This window comes from Micromonospora sp. NPDC005237 (assembly GCF_040607775.1).
In the GTDB taxonomy this organism is placed as follows: Bacteria; Actinomycetota; Actinomycetes; order Mycobacteriales; family Micromonosporaceae; genus Micromonospora.
Genome location: NZ_JBEXHJ010000004.1, coordinates 72,971 through 94,204 on the forward strand (window position 1 = coordinate 72,971; position 21,234 = coordinate 94,204).

Genomic DNA, 21,234 nt, shown 5'->3' on the forward strand with positions numbered 1-21,234 from the left:
CGTCGTCCGCGGACAGTGGCGTGCTGAGTGCGCTGCGGGTCGGCGTGGCGTGCTCAGCGGCCGAGGACCGAGCCGCCGTTGACGCCGAGGACCTGGCCCGTCACGTAACCGGCGGCGGGGCTGGCGAGATAGCGGACCGCCTCGGCGATGTCGTCGGGCACCCCGGCCCGCCCGACCAGGGTCGCCGCGACCCGCTTCGCGTGCCCCTCGGCGGTCATCCGGTCACCGAAGAACTCGGTCTCGGCGACGTAGCCGGGGCTCACCACGTTGACCGTGATCTGCTCCGGGCCGAGCTGCGCGGCCAGGTCGTACGCCCAGCCGTGCAGGGCCGCCTTCGCCGCCGAGTACGGCCCACCGCCACCGCGCTGGGCGGCGATCGAGCTGACCAGGATCACCCGCCCGCCGGGCCGCCGCAGAGCCGGCCGTAGCGCCTCGGTCAGCAGCACGGCGGTGAGCACGTTGGCGTCGAGGTTGGCCCGCCAGTGCGCGGCGGTGCCGGCCAGCGTGTCGGTGTCCCCGGCCAGGTAACCGCCGGCGTTGTTGACGACCACGTCGACCGGCCGGTCACCGACCGCCGCGAGGACCGCGTCGACCTGCCCGGGTTGGGTCAGGTCCGCGGTCACGGCGGTGACCGCGTCCGGCCGACCGCAGTCGGCGGAGATCCGCTCGGCGGCGGCCGTCAACACGTCCGCCCGCCGCCCGACGATCAGCACGTCGTACCCGTCCCGGGCGAACGAACCCGCGACGGCCACCCCGATCCCGGTCCCACCCCCACTGACAACCGCAACCCGTGAGTCCATCTGTCTGCCTCCCCATCCACAGAACCCCGTCGATCATGAAGTTATCGCCATCCGCGACGGCGTGTCGTGGCAATAACTTCATGATCGACAGAGGGGTCAGCGTGGGGGGCGGAGGGATCTGGTCAGGTGGGCCAGGCGGGGGGCGAGGCTCGTGATGCCTCCGGGGAAGAAGTAGACGGCCAGGATGAAGACCGTGCCCAGGACGAACAGGGGCTGGCTCAGCGGGTGACTGAGGACGGCCGGCAGGTTGTCGACCGCGTCGCTCGTGCCGAACGCGGTGAGCCGGTGGTCCAGGTACATGTAGAGGACCCCACCGAGCACCGGCCCCCACCGGGTGCCCGGCCCGCCGAGCACCACCATGACCAGCAGCGACAGGGTCAGCTCGGACGAGGTGATGTGCGGCGACGCGCCGCCGACGATCAGGACGTAGACCACCCCGCCCGTCGACGCCAGCCCGCCGGCCAGGGTGAACGCCACCAGCTTGTAGCGGTACGGGTCCAGCCCGAGCACGCCGATCCGCCGCTCGTCGTCACGCAGCCCGGCGAGCACCCGACCGGTCGGCGACCCGCTCACCCGGTGCACCACGAACACCACAAGCGTCAGGTACGCGAGCGCCAACCAGTACAGGTTGACCGTGTTGGTCACCCCGACCAGCCCGGCGGGCAGCCCGGACACGTCCAGCGGCAGACCCTCCTCGCCGCCGGTGAGCCCGCCGAAGTCCCGGGCCACCAGGATCGCGCCGACCTGGGCGAAGGCGAGGGTGACCATGGCGAAGGCGATGCCCACGGTCCGCAGCGCCACCGCGCCGAGCAGCGCCGCGAGGATGGTTCCCCCGGTGATGGTCAGCAGCGCCGCCTGCCACAGCGGCAGGCCGGCCCGGGTGACCAGGATGTCGGTCCCGTAGACACCGGCGGCGAAGTACAGCGCGTGCCCGAAGGAGAGCATCCCGGTCCGGCCGAAGAGCAGGTCGTACCCGGCCGCCAGCCCGCCGAAGATCAGGCAGATGGCGAGCAGTTGCAGGGTGCCGGGTGAGTTGACCGGCCCCTCGAAGATCCCCGGCAGGGAGATCGTCGAGTACGGCAGGATCGCCAGCACGGCCAGCGCGACAAGCGGCAGGAACGGGCGGACCCGGTGCCACCGCCCCCGCTGCGGGGTCAACTCGTCGGGCACCTGCGCGGGAGGCGCGTCGATCACCGTCATGCCGTTGCCACCTTTCCGGCGATGCCCTGCGGGCGCAGCAGCAGCACCACGGCCAGCAGGCCGACCACGCAGATGTCGCCCAGCCCGGACGTGCCGTAGTAGTTGACGAACTGCTGCACCAGCCCGACCACGACCGCCGCGTACGCGGAGCCGACCACCGAGCCCATCCCGCCGATCACCACCACGATGAACGCGAAGATCAGCAGCGAGCCGCCCTGCCCGGGCGAGACGGTGCCGAAGTAGACCCCGCCGAGCGCACCGGCGAGCGCGGCGGCCGCCCCACCGATCGCGAAGACCAGGGTGAACGCCTTGCGGACGTCGATGCCGAGCGCGGTCACCATCTCCCGGTTCTCCACCCCGGCCCGGATCACCAGGCCGTAGCGGGTCCACCGCAGGAACGCCAGGATCGCGCCGAGCACCAGCACCGCCGCGACGATCAGCAGCAGGCCACCGTTGGGCACCTGCGCGCCGAGGATCCCGGTCACCTGCCGGGTCCAGTCCGGCCGGGGAAACGGCCGGGCGTCCGCACCCCAGGTGGCCTGGAGCAACGCCACCCCGGCCAGCGACAGCCCGACGGTGACCAGCACCTGCTCGATGGTGCGGGAGTACAGCGGGCGGATCAGCACCAGCTCGACCAGGATCGCCACCAGCGTGCCGGCGGCCACCCCGAAGGCGACCGCGAACACGAAGCCGAACCCGTCGCCGCCGGCACCGGGCAGATTGCCCGCCGCCCACCAGGTGCCGTACGCGCCGACGCCGAGGAACAGTCCGTGCGCGAAGTTGAGCACGTCGGCCAGGCCGAAGACGAGGGACAGGCCGGACGCGACGAGGAAGTACAGCGCCGCCAGGCCCAGCCCGGTCAACGTCAAGAGGATCACGGTGCCCATCAGTGGTTCACCTCCGCCGAGCCCACACCCAGCAGCGACTTGGTCAGCGCCGTCTCCAACAGCAGCTCCCGGGCGTCGCCGGTCCAGGCCACCTTGCCGGCGGCCAGCACCACCGCGTCGCGGGCCAGCCGGCGTACCACCGCCAGGTTCTGCTCGACGAGCAGCACCGGCACCGACTCCGCGACCCGTTCCAACACCTCGGCCACCTCGGTCACCACCTTCGGCGCCAACCCCTTGGTCGGCTCGTCGACCAGCAGCAGCCGGTTGTCATTGAGCAGCACCCGCCCGATCGCGAGCATCTGCTGCTGCCCGCCGGAGAGCGAACCGGCCCGTTGGCGTCCGCGCCGGTCCAGCTCCGGAAAGAGCGCGAAGACCTTGTCGTACGCCGGGGTGGTGCCGCGCCGCTCGGCGAGCCGCAGGTTCTCCGCGACGGTGAGGCCGGCGAAGACGCAGCGGTCCTCGGGCACGTAGCCGAGACCGCCGCGGACCAGCCGGTGCGTGGGGCGGGCCAGCAGACTCTGCGCTCCCATCCGGATGGTGCCGCGGACCTCGCCGGCGGGCGGGGTGAGGCCGACGATCGCGCGCAGCGTGGTGGTCTTGCCGACCCCGTTGCGGCCGAGCAGGACGGTCACCCCGGTCGGGGCGACAGTGAAGGACACCCCCTGGAGGATGTGCAGCCCGGAGATCCGGACCGACAGGTCCTCCACGCTGAGGATCGGTTCCATCAGAGGGACTCCCCCAGGTAGGCCTCTTGCACGGTGGGGTTCGCCATCACCGTCTCCGGGGTGTCGCAGGCGAGCAGCGCGCCGTGGTGCATGACGGCGATCCGGTCGGCCAGTTCGAGGATCACGTCCATGTGGTGTTCGACCATCAGCACCGCCCGACCGCTGTCCCCGGTCAACGACTTGATGACGGCGACCAGCTCGGGCACGTCCTCGGCGCTGACGCCGGCCATCGGCTCGTCGAGCAGCATCACCCGCGGCTCACCTGCCAGCAGCAGAGCGATCTCCAGCTTGCGCTTCTCGCCGTGTGCCAGCGTGCCGGCCATCGCCGTACCCCGGTGGGCGAGGCCGACCCGGTCGAGCGCCGCGTCGGCGGCGGCGGCGACCTCCCGGTCGGCCGCCGCCCGCCGCCACAGCGCCATCGAGCCCCCGCGGTGCGCCTGCACGGCGAGCCGGACGTTCTCCCGCACGCTGAGCGAGCCGAAGACCGACGACGCCTGGAAGGTACGGCCCAGACCGAGGCGGGCCCGCCGGTGCGGCGCAAGCCCACCGATGTCCTGCCCGTCCAGGGTGATCCGACCCTCCGTGGCCCGGCGCAGGCCGGTGATCAGGTTGAACAGTGAGGTCTTGCCGGCGCCGTTCGGCCCGATCACGCCCAGGAACTCCCCGGGCGCCAGGTCGAGGTAGACGCTGTCGACGATGGCGACCTCACCGATCCGCCAGGTCAGACCGCGGGTGGCGAGCATGAATCAGCCCTTCATCGCCACGGCCGGCGGCGCGGTCTCGTCACCGGTGAGGCTCTTCTGCGCGGTCGCCGTGAAGGCGGTGCCGCTGCCGGTCAGCTTGGCCTGGAACATCGGCTGGAGCAGCGCGTGGTCGGCGGCCCGGATGGTCATCTTGCCCTTGACCCCGTCGAAGCTCCAGCCCTCCAGCGCGGTGACCATCTTGTCGACGTCGTCGCCGCCCTCCTGCACTGCGCGGACCACCATCTGGGCGGCGGCGAAGCCGTCCGGGTGGAACAGGTCGATGGTGTTCACCTTGGCCTTCAGCGCCTTGCTGGCCTCGGTGTCGGACGCACCGTCGAAGTAGTGCGACAGGAAGGAGATCTTCGCGCCGGCCGCCCCGAACGTCGGCCAGGAGGCCCGGATGTCCAGGCCGGTGACGACCGTGGTGGAGGAGAGCACACCCTGCTGGTCGAGCGTCTGCCACATCGCCGGGGCGGTCGTGCCGGCCCAGGCCACGAAGAGCAGGTCCGGCTTGGCGGCCTTGATCTGGCTGGCGAACGGCGTGAACTCGGTGGCACTGGCCGGCGCCCGGACGCTGCTCACGGTGGCGCCCGCGCTACCGATGACCGCCTTGACGGCCGCCTCGTTGGCATCGCCGAACGCGCCGTCCTGGGCGAAGACCACGACCTTCTTCCCGGCCGCGTCGCCGATGAACGACTTGGCGGTCACCACGTCCTGGTAGGACTGTCGGCCGGAGCGGAACGTGTACTTGTTCGCCCCGGTCACCGCGTCGGTCGCGGCCGGGCCGGAGATGAAGAGAACCTTGTTCTGCGCCGCGATCGGCGCGACCTGGAGCGCCACACCGGACGCGGTCGAGCCGGCAATGATCTTCGTACCCTTGCCGATCAGGTCCTTTGCGGCGGAGACCGCCTTGGCCGGGTCACCGGCGTCGTCGACCTCGGTCAGCTCGATCTTCCGGTCACCCACCTTGCCGGTGCCCTTGGTGGCGAAGTCCAACCCCGCCTTGAACCCCTCGACGTACTGCTTTCCGTAGCTGGCCAGGGCTCCCGACTGGGAGTACACCAGGCCGACCTTGACCGGCGCGGCGCTGTCGCCGCCGCCGGTGGCGGTGTCCTGCGGGCTACCACAGGCCGTTGCGGCGAGCGCCGCAGCCATCATCGTGGCGGCGGAGAGGAACGCCCGCCGCGTGTGCCGGACCGTCATCGCGACTCCAGGTGAGGACAGGATGCTGTGTTGTCGGCTCACGCTAGAAGTGACGTCACCCACGAGCTATGTGGCGGAAACACACAAGTAACAGGAAGGGGGTGGCCCGGGGTTACAGCGGGCCGCACTACCATCCTCGGCCCAGGCCTACCGATAGCCTGAAGCGCCACGGGTGGATCGACAGGTGTGTCGCCCCGAGCCATCCGCCGTCAGCCGCACGGCCCGTCGTGGTCCGCCGGGCGCGGGCACCGCCGAAGAGGCGGGCGAAGATCACCACAACATCAGGGAAGTCGCTGCCTCCGCCAGCCCCGGTGCAGCAACTTCCCCGTTGTTGCTGCATCGGGCCGCTTAGCCCCCGCAAGATCGTGCTCGATCGTTGATGTAGTGGCCTCGGGGGCACGGCGAGGCCACTACTTCCTGGATCGAGCACGCTCTTGGGGAGTGCCGCCGTTGGGCGAGCCATCTCCTGTTGAGCGGTATACCTGTGAGTCATAAAAATGACTCACAGGTATACCGCTCAACACAGCAAGTGGCTTCGGTCGAGTGGGGCGTCCCGCACAAGAGGTCGGCGGGTCTTGGGCCTGCGGGCTGTGCCGGAGACGCCGCTGGCCCGGCGTCCGAGGTGACGGACGACGGGCCAGCGTGTGGGCCGGGCGTGATCGGCCCGGTGGTCGACTCGGAGCGGGTCAGCTCCGGGCCGAGGCTCGCGATGGATCAGCAGCTCGCAGGGGATCAGCAGCTCGCAGGGGCTCAGAGGCCGGCGCGGGCGGCGACTGCCGTGTCCGGGTGGTCGCTGAAGACGCCGTCCAGACCCAGGCCGAGGAAGAGTTCGTACTCGGACGTGATGTCGCCGCGCGCGTTCGGGTCGGTGCCGATCCGGAAGTCCACGGGGAGGAACTGGTTCTCCGCGCGGAACGTCCAGGCGTGCACGAGCAGCCGCTCGCGGTGTGCGTCACGCACCACGTTCGTCGGGGCGAGCAGCTTGCCTGCGGCGTCGCGGGGCACGATCAGGTTCTTGTTCGCCCCGATGCCGTCGGCGTACCCGGCGATCCACTTCAGGCCGGCCGCCGTGGCGAGGTCCTGGTAGCTGCGGGTGTCGCCGGCGGCGGTGAAGTCGTACGGGCGGCCGGTGGCGTCGAGCAGCTGGACGAGCTTCACGTCGGTCAGCCGGCTCAGTCGACGCAGGTTGGCCGTCTCGAACGACTGGATGAAGACCGGCGAGTTCCGGTGGTCCAGCTTGTTCCGGCGCAGCACCTTCAGCAGCGGCTCCTCCAGCGGCAGTCCGATCGACGTGAAGTAGGTCGGGTGCTTGGTCTCCGGGTAGATGCCGATGGTGCGGCCCCGTGCCCGCCCCTCGGTGCGCGCGAGGTCGATGACCTCCTGGAGGGTGGGCACCTCGAAGCGTCCGTCGAAGGCGGTGTTCGCCACGCGGACCTGCGGCAGCCGCTCCTTGGCCCGCAGCGTCTTCAGCTCGGCCAGGGTGAAGTCCTCGGTGAACCAGCCGGTCACGGCGACACCGTCGATGGTCTTCGTCGTCTTCCGGGCGGCGAACTCCGGGTGCGTCGACACGTCGGTGGTCCCGGAGATCTCGTTCTCGTGTCGGGCGACCAGGACACCGTCGGAGGTGGACACCAGGTCCGGCTCGACGTAGTCGGCGCCCATCCGGATCGCCAGCCGGTACGCCTCCAGGGTGTGCTCCGGCCGGTAGCCGCTGGCGCCCCGGTGACCGATGACGATCGGCCGGTCGTTGCCGCGGGCGCGGTCGGCCCCGGTCGAGGGGTCGGCGGCGGCCATCGTGGGCACGGCCACGGCGGCGGCGAGCAGCGCGCCGGCCACGCCGAGGGTCGAGAGGGTACGTCGCAACGCCGTCTCCTGTCATCGAGGGATGTCGCAGACAGCAGACCCCCCGAGATTGACCGGGAGTTGGTCGATGACTGGCCGGCAGGTGAATCTCCGGAATGGGCGTTCCCACTCGGGCGGCCACCCGGAAAAGGAAGATTGTCTGGTGCGCCGGTTACTCCGCAACCCCGTGCGGCTGGTGCCGCTGGGGTTCCTGGTGCCGATCCTGCTCGGCACCGCGCTGCTGCTGGCGCGCTGGTCGACCATCCAGCACCAGCGTCCGTCCCTGGTCACCGCCTTGTTCACCGCCACCTCGGCGGTGTCCGTCACCGGCATGGCCGTCACTGACACCCCCAACTACTGGTCCGGTTGGGGCCTGGTGGTGATCACCCTGCTCACTCAGCTCGGTGGTCTCGGCATCCTCACCGCCGCGGCGCTGGTCATCCTCGTGGTCTCGCGCCGGCTCGGGCTGCGCAACCGGCTGCTGGTGCAGGCCGAAACGGCGGAGTTCGGGGTCGGTGACGTGGCCCGGCTGCTGCGGCGGATCGCGGTCACCGTCTTCGCGTGCGAGGCGGTGATGATTGCGCTGGTCGCCGGCCGCCTCTGGTGGGCGTACGACTACACGCCTGGTCGGGCCCTCTGGTCCGGCGTGTTCCATGCCGTCCAGGCGTTCAACAATGGCGGCTTCGCGCTCTACTCGGACGGGCTGCTGGCCTTCGATCGTGATCCGTGGGTGTCGTTGCCGCTGGCGTTCGGCGCCATCGTCGGCGGGCTCGGGTTTCCGGCCCTGTTCGAGGCCGTGCGCGAGTGGCGCAGGCCGGCGGGCTGGGCGGTGGCGACCAAGCTGACCATCTGGGGCAGCGTGGCGCTGCTGATCCTCGGCGTCGTCGGCCTGCTCGCCGCCGAGTGGACCAACGTCAGCACCATCGGCTTGTACGACGCCGAGGGCAAGGTGCTCGCGTCCTTCACCCAGATCGCGTTGAGCCGTACCGGTGGCTTCAACGTGCTGAACATCACGGACCTGCAGGAGGAGAGCTACCCGCTGCTGATCGTGCTGATGTTCATCGGCGGCGGCAGCGCCAGCACGGCCGGTGGAATCAAGGTGTCCACGTTCTTCCTCCTGGCGTTCACCATCTGGGCGGAGCTGCGCGGCGAGCCCGACGTGACGGTCGGGCACCGCCGGGTGGCCACCGCCAGCCAGCGGCAGGCCATCACCGTGGCCCTGCTCAGCGTCGCGCTGGTCACGGCCGGAACGATGCTCCTGTTGCTGCTCACCGAGGGCGTGCGGTTCATCGCCGCCCTGTTCGAGGTCACCTCCGCGTTCAGCACCACCGGGCTGACCATCGGTCTGGCCAGCGAGTTGCCGCCCAGCGGCCAGGTGGTGTTGACCGTGCTGATGTTCATCGGCCGGGTCGGGCCGCTCACCCTCGGGTCGGCGATCGCCCTGAACACCCGGCGCAGGCTCTATCGCTATCCCCAGGAACAACCCATTGTCGGCTGACGAGAAGGAGGGTCGAGGTGTCGGCGAGACGATCGGACGGCAGCGGCATCGTGGTGATCGGGCTGGGTCGGTTCGGGTGCCACCTGGCCGGCGCTCTCACCCGGATGGACCGTGAGGTGCTGGCCATCGACCGCGACCCGGATCAGGTGCAGCGCTTCTCGACCCAACTCGACCGGGTGGTCCAGGCGGACACGACCGAGGAGGGCGCCCTGCGGCAGCTCGGCGTCACCAGCTTCGGCCGGGCCGTGGTGGCCATCGGGGCCTCGGTGGAGGCGAGCGTGCTCACCGTGCTGGCGCTGGTCGAGCTGGGTCTGCCGCAGATCTGGGCCCGCGCCACCTCGCAGAAGCACGCCAAGATCCTGTCGTCGGTGGGCGCGCACCACGTGATCTTTCCGGAGGCGGAGACCGGGGACCGGGTGGCCCACCTGATCGTCAGCCGGCTGCTCGACTTCATCGAGTTCGACGACGACTTCGCGATCGCCACCGTCCGCGTGCCACAGTCGCTGGCCGGTCGTACCCTGCTCGACCTGCGCCCGGAGGAGCGCTACGGGGTCCGGGTGATCGGCGCGAAGGTGCCCGGTGAACGCTTCCGGTACGCCTCGGACGACACGGCGCTGCCGCGGGACGGGGTGCTGGTCGTGGAGGGTGGGATCGACCAGGTGCAGCGGTTCGCGGGGCGACGCTGACGCCTCATTTGTGGTGCGCGGCGCGCTTATGGGGCGCCTTCACCCTTTTCCCGGACCACCCGGTCCCTTGGCGTCGGTCGGCTTCGCGTGCTCCTTCGCGGGGGCCTTGGCGGGCTTCGGGGGCTTGGGCTTCGGCGCGGCACCGCCGGAGCCGCTGCGTACCGTCGTCTTCTTGGTCGGTGCCTTCGTCGGGGCCTTCGTCGGGGCAGCCTTGCTCGGCGGGGCCGTGGACGGGGTCGTCCCGGCCACCCCGGAGACGCGTACCCTGCAGGTCGCGTCGCCGAGCCGGAACTCCACCGGCAACGGGTTAGCCCCCTTGTACGTCCCGGCGAGGGTGAGCTTCTCGGCCGCGCCCGGCGCCAGAATCGTCCGCTGCGCAGCGGGCCGGATCTGCACCGATCCGCCCTGCTGCTGCACCGGGGCGGGCTCCGCCTTCGTCACCGTCTGTTGGCCGGGGAACGTGAAGTTCATCGTCCAGTCGCGCAGCTCGCGGTCACCGGTGTTGGTCAGGGTCAGCTCGGCGGTGAAGTCCTTGCCGGAGTCGGTGCGCAGCGCGTACGCCACCTCGCAGGGGGCCGTCTCGGGCAGGCCCATCCGCGCCTCGGTCGTGGGCCGGTCCTCGCCGCTGGCGGGGCTGCGGGAGGTGAACCCCCACATCGCCCCGGTGACCGCGATCAGCCCGACGGCTGCCACCCCGGCCTCCACCCGCCGCCGCCGCCGGTTCACCCGTCGGTCGCGGCTGCGCCGGGTACGCGAGAGCGGAAGCGCGTCCGTCTCCGCCGACCAGGGCAGGATCGTGGTTCCGGCGTTGGCCAGCTCGGCGGGATCCAGCGGACCGGCCGCCGGCGACACCGGCACCGCCGCCAGCATGCCGGCCGCCTCGGCGAGGGTGCGGGCCAGCTCGGCGGTGGTCGGCCGGTCGGCGGGGCGCTTGGCCAGGCAGCGCCGCACCAGGTCGGTCACCGCGTCGGGCAGTCCGGGCACCGCAGGCATCGGGTCCGGGTCGCTGTACATGTGCGCACGCAGCATCTGCGTGGTCGTGTTCGCCTCCCACGGCAGCCGGCCGGTGAGCATCCGGTAGAGCAGCAGCCCCACGGCGTACACGTCGGTGGCCGGGGAGACCTGGCCGTTGTCCAGCCGCTCCGGCGCGAGGTACGCGGGCGTGCCGAGCAGCGCGCCGTCCGGCCCCTTCTCGCTCTCCCCGACCAGCGCGGAGATGCCGAAGTCGACCACCTTCACCCCGGTCGAGGTGAGCATGACGTTGCCCGGGGTGACGTCGCGGTGCACGACCCCGCGAGCGTGCGCGGTGGCCAGCGCCGAGCTGACCTCCGCGCCGATGGTCACCGCCGCACGCCACGGCAGCCGCACCTCCCGGCCCAGTCGGCCGGCCAGCGAACCGCCGTCGACAAGCTCCATCACCACGTACGGCACGGTGATGCCGACCTGGTGGGACTCGCCGTAGTCGTACACGTTGGTGATGTTGGGGTGGCAGAGCCGCGCGGCGGCCTGCGCCTCGATGCGAATCCGGTGCCGGAAGGCCCGGTCGCTGGCCAGCCGCGAGGCCAGCACCTTCACCGCGACCTGGCGGCCCAGCACCTCGTCGTAACCGCGCCAGACCACCGACATGCCGCCCGCGCCGAGCTGCTCGATGAGCCGGTACCGCTCATCGAGGAGTTGTGCGCCGTTCCGGTCCCCACCGCCCATGGTGGCCGTTGTTGCCCGCAGGAGACCGGGCTACACCTGAAGGATCGGAATCGGTCAGGAATATCACCCGTTCAGGCGGTCGCCAGCAGTTGGTCCACCGGGGCGTAGTCGTCGGTCAGCACCGTCGCCTCCCCGATGAAGTCCGTGAGGCCCGCGCCGGAGAGCAGGCTGACGCTCCGGTCGACCTCGTCGAGGCGGGCGCGGACGGCGGCCAGCGGCAACGGCGCGTCGGAGCCGACGATGAGGAAGTTGCTGCCCCGCTCCTCGGCGAGCGCCTCCGGCGGGGCGATCAACGCGACGTGGGTGAACTCGTCGGCCACCGTGGCCAACTCGGCGCGGATGAACCGCAGCGGCGGGTAGTCGATGACGTTCTGCACGTACACGCCGCCGGGGCGGGTCACCCGCCGGATCTCGGCGGCCATCTCCCGGGTCGCCAGGTGCCAGGGCACCACCAGGTGACCGAACGCGTCGCCGACGACCAGGTCGCGGCTGTCCGCCGGCTCACCGGCGACCAGCATGCGGGCGTCGCCCACCACCGTTCGCAGGCCCGGCCCCGGGCGTACGCCCAGTTCCCGCTCGCCCAGCTCGACGAGCCCGCCGTCGATCTCGAACACCACGTTGTCGGTGCCCGGTCGGGTGGCGCTCAGGTACGTCGGCACGGTGAACCCGCCGCCGCCCAGGTGCAGCGCGTCCAACCGCTGCCCGGCCGGCGCGGCCACGTCGGCGACCGCGCCGATCCACTTGGTGTACGCGTACTCCAGGTGTTTCGGGTCGGCCAGGTCGACGTACGAGTGCTGGGCCGAGTTGAGCAGCAGCGTCCGGCCGCTGGGCCGGAGCGGGTCCGTGGTGACCCGGGCGCAGTGGTACGCGGTCTCGATGTCGCACGGGTTCGGCGCGACGGTGGTCAGCCCCGCCCCGAGCAGGCCGAGGACGGCCAGCGCGGCCCGGGTACGGGCCGGACCGGGCAGGTCGGTGCGCGCCTGCCGCCGCAGATACCACCCCAGGCCGATGCCGGCCAGCCCGAGCGCCACCGCCAGCGACAGCAGGATGACCGTGCTGGGCAGCGCGGCGACCAGCACGAACCCGGTGAGCAGGGTGGCGGTGATGCCGCCCAGGGTGCCGATGCCGGACAGCCGGCCGACCACCTGGCCGGTTCGACGCAGGTCGGCGAGCTGGAGCTTCACCACCAGCGGGGTGACCGCGGCCAGCAGCGCCGCCGGCACGAACACGGCGAGCGCCACCAGCAGCAGGATGGCGCTGGCCGCCCCGCCCCGCAGGACCTCCCCGGCGTAGCGCACCACGGGCAGGGTCACTGCGGTGGCGATCCCGGCCAGCACCAGGGCGGGCGCCAGCAGGCCGCGTGGGTCACGCCGGTCGGCGAGCCAGCCGCCGGCCCATGCCCCGTACGCGATCGCGGCCAGCGCGATGCCGATGACCGAGCTGGTCACCTGGAGGGTCACCCCGACGTACGGGCCGACCAGGCGCAGCGCGACCGTCTCCAGCACCAGCACGGCGCCGCTTGCGAAGAAGACCAGGAAGGCGGCCAGGCCGCCGGGCAGCGCCCGGCCGGTGACCGGCACGGACGGGCCCGAGGAGACCGGCGTGGTCGCGACGTCGGACGGTGGGGAGCTCATCGTCGCGATGGTACGCAGCGAAGCGGGCGTCTCGGGTCAGTACATCGAAAGATGAACATGGTTTGTGTGGCTGGCGGCCGGGCTGCCGCTGCCGCTGTACGACCGCCAGCCCGTGCCCGGATGCCAGATCTGCCGGTACCAGATCACGTAGAGCACACCCAGCCGGTCGGCGTTGCGCACGTGCCAGGCGGCCAGGCTGTCCCCGTACGCCTTGTCGCCGCCGGTCGCGTTCTTGTCCTCGAAGCCGTTCGTGGCGGCCGAGAAATCGCAGGCCCGCCCCTTCGGGTGCTCGCCGCCGCCGCCCTCACGCTTGCAGGAGACGTGCCGCTTGTAGCCGGCGGCCTGGGTCTGCTTGAGCGCGTTGAGGGTGCGCGGGGTGATGCAGCCCGAGGTCGTCGGGTCCTTCACCGAGCAGGACTCCGACGGCCAGGACCCGTCGGAGTTGCGCGGCGCGGGCTTCGCCGACGCGGAGCTGCCGCCGCTGAAACCGTTGCTGCTGCCCGAGCTGACCTCGGCGAGAGCCGCCTCGGCCTCCTTCTTCTTCTTCGCCATCACGGCGAGCTGCTTCTGCTGCTCACGGACCTCGGTGTCGATGGCGATCTTGGCCTGCTGGGCCTGCTGCCGGGCCTCGGTGAGATCGCGCAGCCGCTTGCTGTCCCGCTGGGCCATCAGGTCGAGGTCGGCGGCCCGTTGCAGGAACGCCTGCGGCGTGGCGGTGTTGAGCAGCATCGCCGTCGGGGTGAGCCGACCGGCCCGGTACGACTGCGCGGCCACCTCGCCGACCTGGGCGGTGAGCCCGACCAGCCGAACCTCGACGGCCTTCAGCTCGCCGGTCAGCGCCGTCTGCCGGCGCTTGGAGTTGTCCAGCTTGGCCTTGGCCTCGATGTGACCCTTGGCGGTCAGCTCCAGCGCGTCCTGCAGCTTCTTGGTGCCGCCCTCACCGGGCTCGGCGTACGCGGGCACCCCGCCGGCGAGCACCAGCGCGACGGCGGTGAGCAGAGGGAGCAGTACGCGGCGAACGCGCCGCTGGCTGAGCCTGGTCCTGGGCACGACAGCGTCCTTCCGTCGACCGCCGGCCCCCGGTGAACTCTGCGCGGCGGCGTCCCCGCCGGCGCCGGTCGGCGGCCTGCTGGCGGAGACCGCCGGTCACAATACCGGAACGCGCGCCGGTGACCAGCCCCGCGAGCGCCCGCCGGCCCCGGTGTCGACACAGCGTGCCGCCGTCGTCGCACACTGCGCGCCGATGCCGCGCTGGCCGTCGTCGCACACCGGGCGGAGACGCCCCACGGCCGTCGTCGTCGACGGCCTGGAGTCGCGGCGCGGACGTCCGTCACACGGTCTGGAGACGTCGCGCGGTGTGCGGATCAGGAGCCGAGCAGGGCCTCGTGCACCTCGGCCCAGACCTGTTCGTTGGCCGCGACCAGCAGCCCGCGGCCATCGTCGGCCGGGTGGTAGTCGACGCCGTCGAACCGGCGGGCGACACCCCCCGCGGCGCGGACCAGCAGGGTGCCCGGCGCATGGTCCCACGGCAGGGTGCGCCAGAAGAGGGTGAACTGCTGCTCGCCGGTGAGGATGTCGAGGTATTCCCGGCCGGCACAGTGCTGGCCGGGCAGCAGCTCGCCGAGCCGCCGACCGCCGGCGCGGACCCGGTCGCGGGCCTCCGCCGGCAGGAACCGCGTCATCGCCGCGCCGCGCAGGTCGCCCAGTGGCGGCACGGCGTCGGCGGCGTCGACCGGCTGGCCGTTGACCAGGGTGCCCTCGTCGGCCCGACCGGCGGCCAGCGTCCCGGCCAACGGGTCGAGAATCCAGCCGGCGGTCGGGCGGCCGTCGGTCAGCAGGGCCACCATCAGGGCGAACGGCCGGCGGCCGGCGGCGAAGTTGGCGGTGCCGTCGACCGGGTCGACCAGCCACACGTCTCCGCTGTCGCGCAGGTGCCGCAGCAGCCCCGGATCGTCGGCGACACCCTCCTCCCCCACCACCGTCGAGCCCGGCCGCAGCCTGCGCAGCCCAGCGGAGATCAACTCTTCGGCGCGGCGGTCGGCGACGGTGACCACCTCGCCGGGCGCCTTCTCCGACACGTCGGCGTCGTCGAGCTTGCGGAACAGCGGCAGCACGACCTGGTCGGCGGCCTCCAGGAGCAGGTCACCGACGTCGTCGAGCAGGGTGTCAGCCACGAGGCGGCAGCTTGACCACGCTGACGAAGAACTCGTCGATCTGCCGGACCACGGCGATGAAGCGCTCGAAGTCCACCGGCTTGGTCACGTAGGCGTTGGCGTGCAGCTGGTAGCTGCGCAGGATGTCCTCGTCGGCCTGGGAGGTGGTGAGCACGACCACCGGAATCCGGCGCAGCTCGTCATCCTTCTTGATCTCTTCGAGCACCTCGCGGCCGTCGCGGCGGGGCAGGTTGAGGTCGAGCAGGATCAGGTCGGGCGCCAGCGCGTCGGCGTACTGGCCCTCCCGCCGCAGGTAGGCGAGCGCCTCGGCGCCGTCGGAGACGACGGTCAGCCGGTTGCGCAGCTTGTGCTCCTCGAACGCCTCCTGGGTCATCAACACGTCACCCGGATCGTCCTCCACGAGCAGGACCTCGATCGGGCTCTTGCCGTCCGCCGGCGCGGTCATCCCACCGTCTCCCTCATGTCACCCGTTCTACCGCTTTCCGGCGACCCGTCGGCCCGGTCCGGCTGGTCCGCTCCGGCGGAGTGCTCCGGCAGCGCGGACGACGCCTCGTCCGCGGGCGTCGTGTCCCCCGGCGTGGCCGGCTGCGGCTGCTCGGCGGGGTCGGTGGCGGCAGCCGCCTCCACGTCCTCGGGACGTGCCGGGAGGGTGAACCGGATGGCCGTGCCCTCCGGTACGTCGGTGTCCACCCAGACCCGGCCACCGTGATATTCCGCGATCTTCTTGACGATCGCCAACCCGATGCCGGTGCCCGGGTACGCGTCCTTCGAGTGCAGCCGCTGGAAGATCACGAAGATCTTGTCGGCGAACTCCGGCTCGATGCCGATGCCGTTGTCCTGGCAGCTGATCTCCCACTCGGCCCCGACCAGCCGGGCCGAGATGTGCACCTTCGGCGGCACGTCGGGACGGCGGAACTTGATCGAGTTGCTGACCAGGTTGGCCAGCAGGTTGGTGAGCAGCGGCTCCTCGCCACGGATCACCGGCAGCTCGGTCCAGGTCAGCTCGGCGTCGGCGTACTGCCGGGCAGCCTCGGTCTGACCGGCCACGTCGCCCATCACCTTGTTGAGGTCGACGTCGACGAAGCCGGTGGTGAGCCGGCCGATCCGGGAGAACGCGAGCAGGTCGTTGATCAGGCGCTGCATCCGCTGCGCGCCGTCCACCGCGAAGGCGATGTACTGGTCGGCCCGCTCGTCGAGCTGCCCGGCGTAGCGGCGCTGGAGCAGCTGGCAGAAGCTGGCCACCTTGCGCAGCGGCTCCTGCAGATCGTGGGAGGCCACGTACGCGAACTGCTCCAGGTCGCGGTTGGACCGGGTGAGCTCCTCGGCCTGCTTCTGGAGCTGGCTGTTGACCCACTCGATGCGCTCGCGGGCCTCCCGCACCTCGGCCAGGTCGGAGGCGATCTTCTGGCGCATCGCGTCCACGTCGTCGCCGAGCCGGATGAACTCGGGTGGGCCGACGGTGGCGATGCGGTGCTGGTAGTCGCCCTCGGCGACCTCGCGGACCTGGGTGGCCAGCCCGGTCAGCGGCCGGATCACCATCCGGTCCAGCGAGAGCAGCAGCACCGCGCCGGCCACGACCACCACCACGGCCGCGATGATCAACAGGATGACCAGCACGTTGCTGCTGTTGCGGACGTCCGCCGCGGACTGCTCCCGGGCGGCCAGAATCTCCTGCTGGAGGTCATCGACGGCCGAGCGCACCTCGTCGAACCGCTGCCGGGCCTGCTCGGTGACCAACGCCTGGCCGGCGCGGGTGCCATCCTGTTCGGTCGTGGCGATGACCGGCTCGGCCACGGCCCCCCGCCACTGCTCGGCCCTCTCCTCGACTACCCGCAGCTCCTGGCCGATCTGCGGGTAGTCGTCGAGCAGCGCCCGCATCGCGCTGATGGTGGCCTTCTCCTGCTCGAGCCCCGCCTCGTACGGACTCAGATCAGCCGGGTCACCGCTGACCGCGTACCCGCGAACCGCCGTCTCCTGGTCGAGCACCGCGTTGAGCAGCACCTGCGACTGCACCCGCAGCGGGCCGGTCTGGTTCAGGATGGCGTCGATCTGGGTGCGGTTGCGGGCGGCCATCGCCGCCTCCGCGGTGGCCAGGCCGATCAGCAGCACGCCCACGACGGTGAGCAGCGTGATGACCCGGCGGCGCAGACTCCAGCCGCCGCTCACCGGCTTCACCGGCCACCGCCCCGGCTGACCAGCAGCATGGCCACGTCGTCGGCGAGCGGGCCGCCGTTGATCTGCTCGGCCCGACCGACCAGCCAGGCCGGCAGTTCGGGCAGCGACACCTCCCGGTTGGCCGGCTCGTCGAGCAGCCCGCTCAGGCCCGGCACGTCGAGCCGTTCGTTGCCGGCGCCCACCCGCCCCTCGATCAGGCCGTCGGTGTACATCAGCAGGGACCAGTCATCGGTGTCGAACTCCAGGTCGTAGGCGATCGGCCGGCGAGGTCGTACGCCCAGCAGCAGGCCGCCGGGCGCGGGCACCGGGACGACCCGGCCACCGGAGAGCAGCAGCGGCGGCGGATGCCCGGCGAGTCGGACGGTGGCCCGGTTGGCGTCCAGGTCGAGTCGGGTGGTGGCCACCGTCGCGAAGATCTCCCGAAGTCGGCGCTCACTCATCAGCACCTGCTCCAGTGCGGGCAGCACCTCGTCGTCCGGCACCCCGGCGAGCACCAGGGCCCGCCAGGCCACCCGCAGTTCCACACCGAGCGCGGCCTCGTCCACCCCGTGCCCGCAGACGTCCCCGACGATCAGGTCGAGACGGTCCGGACGGGTCTGCACCACGTCGAAGAAGTCTCCGCCGATCAGCGCGGCGTGCCGACCCGGCCGGTAGAACGTGTGCACCGCCACCTGGTCGGTCGTCATCAACGGTTGGGGCAGCAGGCCACGTTCGAGTCGCGCCGACTCGGCCTGGCGCAACTCGACCTCACGCAGCCGGCGGGCGTTCACGTCGGCGCGCTTGCGCTCAACCGCGTAGCGCAGCGCCCGCGTCAGCAGCACCCCGTCGACCTGGCCCTTGACCAGGTAGTCCTGTGCGCCCTCGGCGACGGCCACGATGCCCATGTGCTCGTCCGAGCGGCCGGTCAGCACACAGACGGCGGCCCCACTGGGCATCTCCAGCACCTGGCGCAGCCCGTCCAGCCCCTGCGCGTCGGGCAGGCCCAGGTCGAGCAGGACGCAGTCGACGCCGGTGATCCGCTGCCGCGCCTCGCTGAGGCTGGTGGCGACCACCAGGTCGATCATCGAGTTCGTCTCGGCGAGCAGCTCACCGACCAGGAAGGCGTCACCCTCGTCGTCCTCCACCAGCAGCACCCGCAACCGCTCGCCGGGCGGCAGGTTGGCGTGCCGCGCCAGGCCACCGTGCGGGTACGGCACAACTGGGGACGCGGCCAGGCCGCCTCCCCGGTGCGGCCGGGTCACCGCCGCGAGACGCGGGAGTTCGCTGGTGATGTCGGGCTCCTTCCGAGTGCCCTGCTGATCCTGTATTAGACAACGGTCGCACACAACACGATGGGCGCGGCACGGGCGGGGATGGGCCGGATCACTGCCCGCCGGGGGACAAAACGGACGGCCGGTCGGTGCCCGGTGGCCGAGCGCCCCGCCGACGGGCGGGAGATCGGTGGACGCCCGGCCATCCAGTCCCGGGCCACCGGAGGGCAGGATGGTGCCACCCCAGGCCCCACCACCTTCGAGGAGTTCGGATGGGCGCACCCCCCACCCCCGTCACGGCGGGCGTACCGCTCCGGCCGGGTCCGGGCGTACCCCCGGCCGACCGTGCGCTGACCCGACCGCGCCGACGGCTCCTGGCCGCCGCGGCGGCGCTGGTCGCGCTGGCGGCCGTCGGCGCCGGCAGCCTGCTCGACCTGCGCACCCCGGCGCCGAGGCCGGCGGACGCGCCGGCGGGCGAGTTCAGCGCCACCCGGGCGTACGAGGACGTCCAGGTGATCGCGGCCCGGTCGCACGTCGCCGGGAGCCCGGCCAACGACCAGGTTCGCGCGCACGTCGAGCAGCAGTTGCGCGGCCTGGGCCTGGAGACGGAGGTGCAGGACACCGTCGCGCCGGAGGCCGGCCAGCTCAGTGGCGCGGCCGGCGGGGCGACCCTGGCCCGGGTGCGCAACGTGGTGGCCCGACTGCCCGGCACCGACCCGACGGGTCGGGTGTTCCTGGTCGCCCACTACGACTCGGTGCAGACCGGGCCGGGCGGCAACGACGACGCGGCCGGCACCTCGGCCATCCTGGAGGTGGCCCGCGCGCTGACCACCGGCCCCCGGCCCCGCAACGACATCGTCTTCGTGCTGACCGACGCCGAGGAGGCGTGTCTCTGCGGGGCGGCCGCGTTCGCCGCGAGCCACCCGCTCGCCGCCGACGGCGGTGTGGTGCTCAACCTGGAGGCGCGCGGCTCCACCGGCCCGGTGATCATGTTCGAGACGTCGAAGAACAACGCGAAGCTGGTGGACGTCTTCGGCCGGGCCGCCCCGCACCCGGTCGGCACCTCGTTCGCGGTGGAGATCTACCGGGCGCTGCCCAACGACACCGACTTCACCGCCTTCCTGGACCAGAAGTTCGTCGGGCTGAACTCGGCGTACATCGACGGCGGCGCGATCTACCACACGCCGCTGGACACCCCGGCCGCGATGGATCGGAGCAGCCTCCAGCAGCACGGGGACAACGCGCTGGGCCTGGCCCGGGAGTTCGGCCGCACCGATCTCACCGACCTGCGCTCCGGGTACGACGCCACCTACTTCCCGGTCCCGCGTGGGCTGGTCCGCTACCCGGGCTGGCTCGTCCTGCCGCTGGCCCTGCTCGCGGTGCTCGCCGTCGCGGCCCTGGGTTGGCTGACCCGCCGCAGCGGTCGGGCCAGCACGGGACAGCTCGCCGCCGGTTTCGGCCTCGCTCTCGGGCCGATCGTGGCCGCGCCGGTCGCCGCCCAACTGCTCTGGCTGGCGATCACCGCGATCCGTCCGGGGTACGCCGAACTGCTCGACCCGTACCGGCCGATCTGGTACCGGATGGCCGTGCTGGCGCTCGCCGCCGCCATCCTGTTCACCTGGTACGCGCTGGTCCGCCGCCGGATCGGCCCGGCCGCGCTCGCCGTCGGCGGGCTGGCCTGGCTGGCCCTGCTCGGGGTGCTGCTCGCCGTGGCGGTGCCCGGCGGGGCGTACCTCACCACCCTGCCGGCCCTGGCCGGCGCCCTCGGCGGGCTGGTCGCGCTGCGGACCCGGCAGACCGGGCCGTGGCCGGTGGTGGCGGTGACGGCCGCCGCCGCGGTCGGCGTGGTGATCCTGCTGCCGACAGTGGTGCTGCTCTTCCCCGCGTTGGGCATGGCGATGGGTGGGGTGGCCGCGCTGGTCGCGGTGCTGCTCGGCCTGACGGCGCTGCCGGTGGTCGACCTGCTGCACCCGCAGGCCGGCGGGCAGCGCGGCCTGGTGGCGCTGCGGGCCCGACGACTCGCGGCGCTGCCGGCCGGGGCCGCCGCCCTGGCGGCGGTGGTGCTCGCCGGGGTCGGGCTGGCCGTGGACCGGTTCGACGCCGCCCACCCCGCGCCCACCCACCTGATGTACGCCCTGGACGCCGGCACCGGGCAGGCCCGCTGGCTGAGCCACGAGACCGACCCGCAGCCGTGGACGGACGGCTACGTGGACGGGGTGGCCAGCGTGGCGGACGACTTCCCCGGCCTGGGCGACGCGGAGCTGCGCGCCGGCCCGGCGCAGGCGGCGAACCTGCCGGCGCCGAAGCTCGACGTGCTGGCCGACACCAGCGCCGGCGGTGAGCGCACGCTGCGGCTGCGGCTCACCCCGCAGCGGGCGGTCCGGCTCGCCACCCTGCACGTCGACACGGCGACCGCCACCGTGGTGCGCGCCGAGGTGGCCGGCCGTCCGGTGCCCGTGGAGCCCCGCGCGGGCAGGTGGGGCTTCGGACTGGTCTTCCACGCCCCACCGCCGGAGGGCGTCGAGGTCACGTTGACGCTGCGGCCGATCGCAGCGCAGGTGGCGCTGCGGGCGATGGACGCCAGTGACGGGCTGGACGCGCTGCCCGGCTTCCGGCCCCGGCCGCCGGCCGTCGGCGTCGTCGGATCACACAGCTCCGAGATGCTGGCGGTCGCCCGCACGTATCCCCTCTGAGAAGAAAAACCGGTGGTCCG

Annotated in this window: 17 protein-coding genes; 3 read left to right on the forward strand and 14 right to left on the reverse strand. The window is 72.2% G+C overall.

Features of this window, described 5'->3' with window-relative positions; all coding sequences use genetic code 11:
• Positions 1-53: 53 nt before the first annotated feature.
• The 7 genes from ABZT87_RS12755 to ABZT87_RS12785 form a co-directional block, all read right to left on the reverse strand.
• Positions 54-800 (reverse strand): SDR family oxidoreductase, encoded by a 747-nt coding sequence (locus ABZT87_RS12755; RefSeq protein ID WP_355135496.1) that lies wholly within the window; start codon positions 798-800, stop codon positions 54-56.
• 96 nt (positions 801-896) lie between these two features.
• A complete protein-coding gene (locus tag ABZT87_RS12760; protein WP_355067738.1) occupies positions 897-2,000 on the reverse strand; it encodes a branched-chain amino acid ABC transporter permease in 1,104 nt (367 codons plus the stop codon).
• Positions 1,997-2,887 carry a branched-chain amino acid ABC transporter permease gene (locus tag ABZT87_RS12765; RefSeq protein ID WP_354854416.1) on the reverse strand — a complete coding sequence of 297 codons (891 nt, stop codon included), beginning with the start codon at positions 2,885-2,887 and terminating at the stop codon, positions 1,997-1,999. Before ABZT87_RS12765 ends, ABZT87_RS12760 begins: the two co-directional genes overlap by 4 nt.
• The gene (locus ABZT87_RS12770) at positions 2,887-3,612 is read right to left on the reverse strand and encodes an ABC transporter ATP-binding protein (protein ID WP_354854418.1); all 726 of its coding nucleotides are present in this window, start codon (positions 3,610-3,612) and stop codon (positions 2,887-2,889) included. The genes ABZT87_RS12765 and ABZT87_RS12770 overlap by 1 nt, the downstream gene beginning before the upstream one ends.
• A complete protein-coding gene (locus tag ABZT87_RS12775; protein WP_354854420.1) occupies positions 3,612-4,355 on the reverse strand; it encodes an ABC transporter ATP-binding protein in 744 nt (247 codons plus the stop codon). The genes ABZT87_RS12770 and ABZT87_RS12775 overlap by 1 nt, the downstream gene beginning before the upstream one ends.
• Before the next feature lie 3 nt (positions 4,356-4,358).
• Positions 4,359-5,558, reverse strand: a complete 1,200-nt coding sequence (locus ABZT87_RS12780) for a substrate-binding domain-containing protein (RefSeq protein ID WP_355135498.1) — start codon at positions 5,556-5,558, stop codon at positions 4,359-4,361.
• A gap of 750 nt (positions 5,559-6,308) precedes the next feature.
• A complete protein-coding gene (locus ABZT87_RS12785) occupies positions 6,309-7,421 on the reverse strand; it encodes a glycerophosphodiester phosphodiesterase (protein WP_355135500.1) in 1,113 nt (370 codons plus the stop codon).
• A gap of 142 nt (positions 7,422-7,563) precedes the next feature.
• Here ABZT87_RS12785 and ABZT87_RS12790 point away from each other — a divergent pair, with 142 nt between their 5' ends.
• Positions 7,564-8,898: a potassium transporter TrkG gene (locus ABZT87_RS12790; RefSeq protein WP_355135502.1), complete on the forward strand. Its 1,335-nt coding sequence runs from the start codon at positions 7,564-7,566 to the stop codon at positions 8,896-8,898.
• Between the two features lie 17 nt (positions 8,899-8,915).
• The gene (locus ABZT87_RS12795; RefSeq protein ID WP_354854427.1) at positions 8,916-9,584 is read left to right on the forward strand and encodes a TrkA family potassium uptake protein; all 669 of its coding nucleotides are present in this window, start codon (positions 8,916-8,918) and stop codon (positions 9,582-9,584) included.
• A 39-nt stretch (positions 9,585-9,623) separates the two neighbouring features.
• On the opposite strand, the gene ABZT87_RS12800 is transcribed toward ABZT87_RS12795, so the two are convergent.
• From ABZT87_RS12800 to ABZT87_RS12830, 7 genes are all read right to left on the reverse strand, one after another.
• Positions 9,624-11,288 carry a serine/threonine-protein kinase gene (locus ABZT87_RS12800; RefSeq protein WP_355064563.1) on the reverse strand — a complete coding sequence of 555 codons (1,665 nt, stop codon included), beginning with the start codon at positions 11,286-11,288 and terminating at the stop codon, positions 9,624-9,626.
• Between the two features lie 71 nt (positions 11,289-11,359).
• Positions 11,360-12,922 (reverse strand): fused MFS/spermidine synthase, encoded by a 1,563-nt coding sequence (locus ABZT87_RS12805; protein WP_355135504.1) that lies wholly within the window; start codon positions 12,920-12,922, stop codon positions 11,360-11,362.
• 36 nt (positions 12,923-12,958) lie between these two features.
• Positions 12,959-13,972 carry a hypothetical protein gene (locus ABZT87_RS12810; protein ID WP_355135506.1) on the reverse strand — a complete coding sequence of 338 codons (1,014 nt, stop codon included), beginning with the start codon at positions 13,970-13,972 and terminating at the stop codon, positions 12,959-12,961.
• A 314-nt stretch (positions 13,973-14,286) separates the two neighbouring features.
• On the reverse strand, positions 14,287-15,096 hold the full coding sequence (locus tag ABZT87_RS12815) for an inositol monophosphatase (RefSeq protein ID WP_355064560.1): 810 nt from the start codon (positions 15,094-15,096) through the stop codon (positions 14,287-14,289).
• Positions 15,089-15,541 (reverse strand): response regulator, encoded by a 453-nt coding sequence (locus ABZT87_RS12820; protein ID WP_354854435.1) that lies wholly within the window; start codon positions 15,539-15,541, stop codon positions 15,089-15,091. The genes ABZT87_RS12815 and ABZT87_RS12820 overlap by 8 nt, the downstream gene beginning before the upstream one ends.
• Positions 15,538-17,271 (reverse strand): ATP-binding protein, encoded by a 1,734-nt coding sequence (locus ABZT87_RS12825; protein ID WP_355135508.1) that lies wholly within the window; start codon positions 17,269-17,271, stop codon positions 15,538-15,540. Before ABZT87_RS12825 ends, ABZT87_RS12820 begins: the two co-directional genes overlap by 4 nt.
• Complete coding sequence (locus ABZT87_RS12830) at positions 17,268-18,467, reverse strand: fused response regulator/phosphatase (RefSeq protein WP_355135510.1); 1,200 nt, start codon at positions 18,465-18,467, stop codon at positions 17,268-17,270. The genes ABZT87_RS12825 and ABZT87_RS12830 overlap by 4 nt, the downstream gene beginning before the upstream one ends.
• Before the next feature lie 326 nt (positions 18,468-18,793).
• Here ABZT87_RS12830 and ABZT87_RS12835 point away from each other — a divergent pair, with 326 nt between their 5' ends.
• Positions 18,794-21,214 carry a M28 family peptidase gene (locus ABZT87_RS12835; RefSeq protein WP_355135512.1) on the forward strand — a complete coding sequence of 807 codons (2,421 nt, stop codon included), beginning with the start codon at positions 18,794-18,796 and terminating at the stop codon, positions 21,212-21,214.
• The last annotated feature ends 20 nt before the right edge of the window (positions 21,215-21,234 follow it).

Coding starts and splice junctions, on each gene's coding strand:
- ABZT87_RS12775 (WP_354854420.1), bottom strand. CDS start 4,355: ATGCTCGCCACCCGCGGTCTGACCTGGCGGATCGGTGAGGTCGCCATC.
- ABZT87_RS12835 (WP_355135512.1), top strand. CDS start 18,794: ATGGGCGCACCCCCCACCCCCGTCACGGCGGGCGTACCGCTCCGGCCG.
- ABZT87_RS12780 (WP_355135498.1), bottom strand. CDS start 5,558: ATGACGGTCCGGCACACGCGGCGGGCGTTCCTCTCCGCCGCCACGATG.
- ABZT87_RS12770 (WP_354854418.1), bottom strand. CDS start 3,612: ATGGAACCGATCCTCAGCGTGGAGGACCTGTCGGTCCGGATCTCCGGG.
- ABZT87_RS12805 (WP_355135504.1), bottom strand. CDS start 12,922: ATGAGCTCCCCACCGTCCGACGTCGCGACCACGCCGGTCTCCTCGGGC.
- ABZT87_RS12820 (WP_354854435.1), bottom strand. CDS start 15,541: ATGACCGCGCCGGCGGACGGCAAGAGCCCGATCGAGGTCCTGCTCGTG.
- ABZT87_RS12800 (WP_355064563.1), bottom strand. CDS start 11,288: ATGGGCGGTGGGGACCGGAACGGCGCACAACTCCTCGATGAGCGGTAC.
- ABZT87_RS12765 (WP_354854416.1), bottom strand. CDS start 2,887: ATGGGCACCGTGATCCTCTTGACGTTGACCGGGCTGGGCCTGGCGGCG.
- ABZT87_RS12755 (WP_355135496.1), bottom strand. CDS start 800: ATGGACTCACGGGTTGCGGTTGTCAGTGGGGGTGGGACCGGGATCGGG.
- ABZT87_RS12760 (WP_355067738.1), bottom strand. CDS start 2,000: ATGACGGTGATCGACGCGCCTCCCGCGCAGGTGCCCGACGAGTTGACC.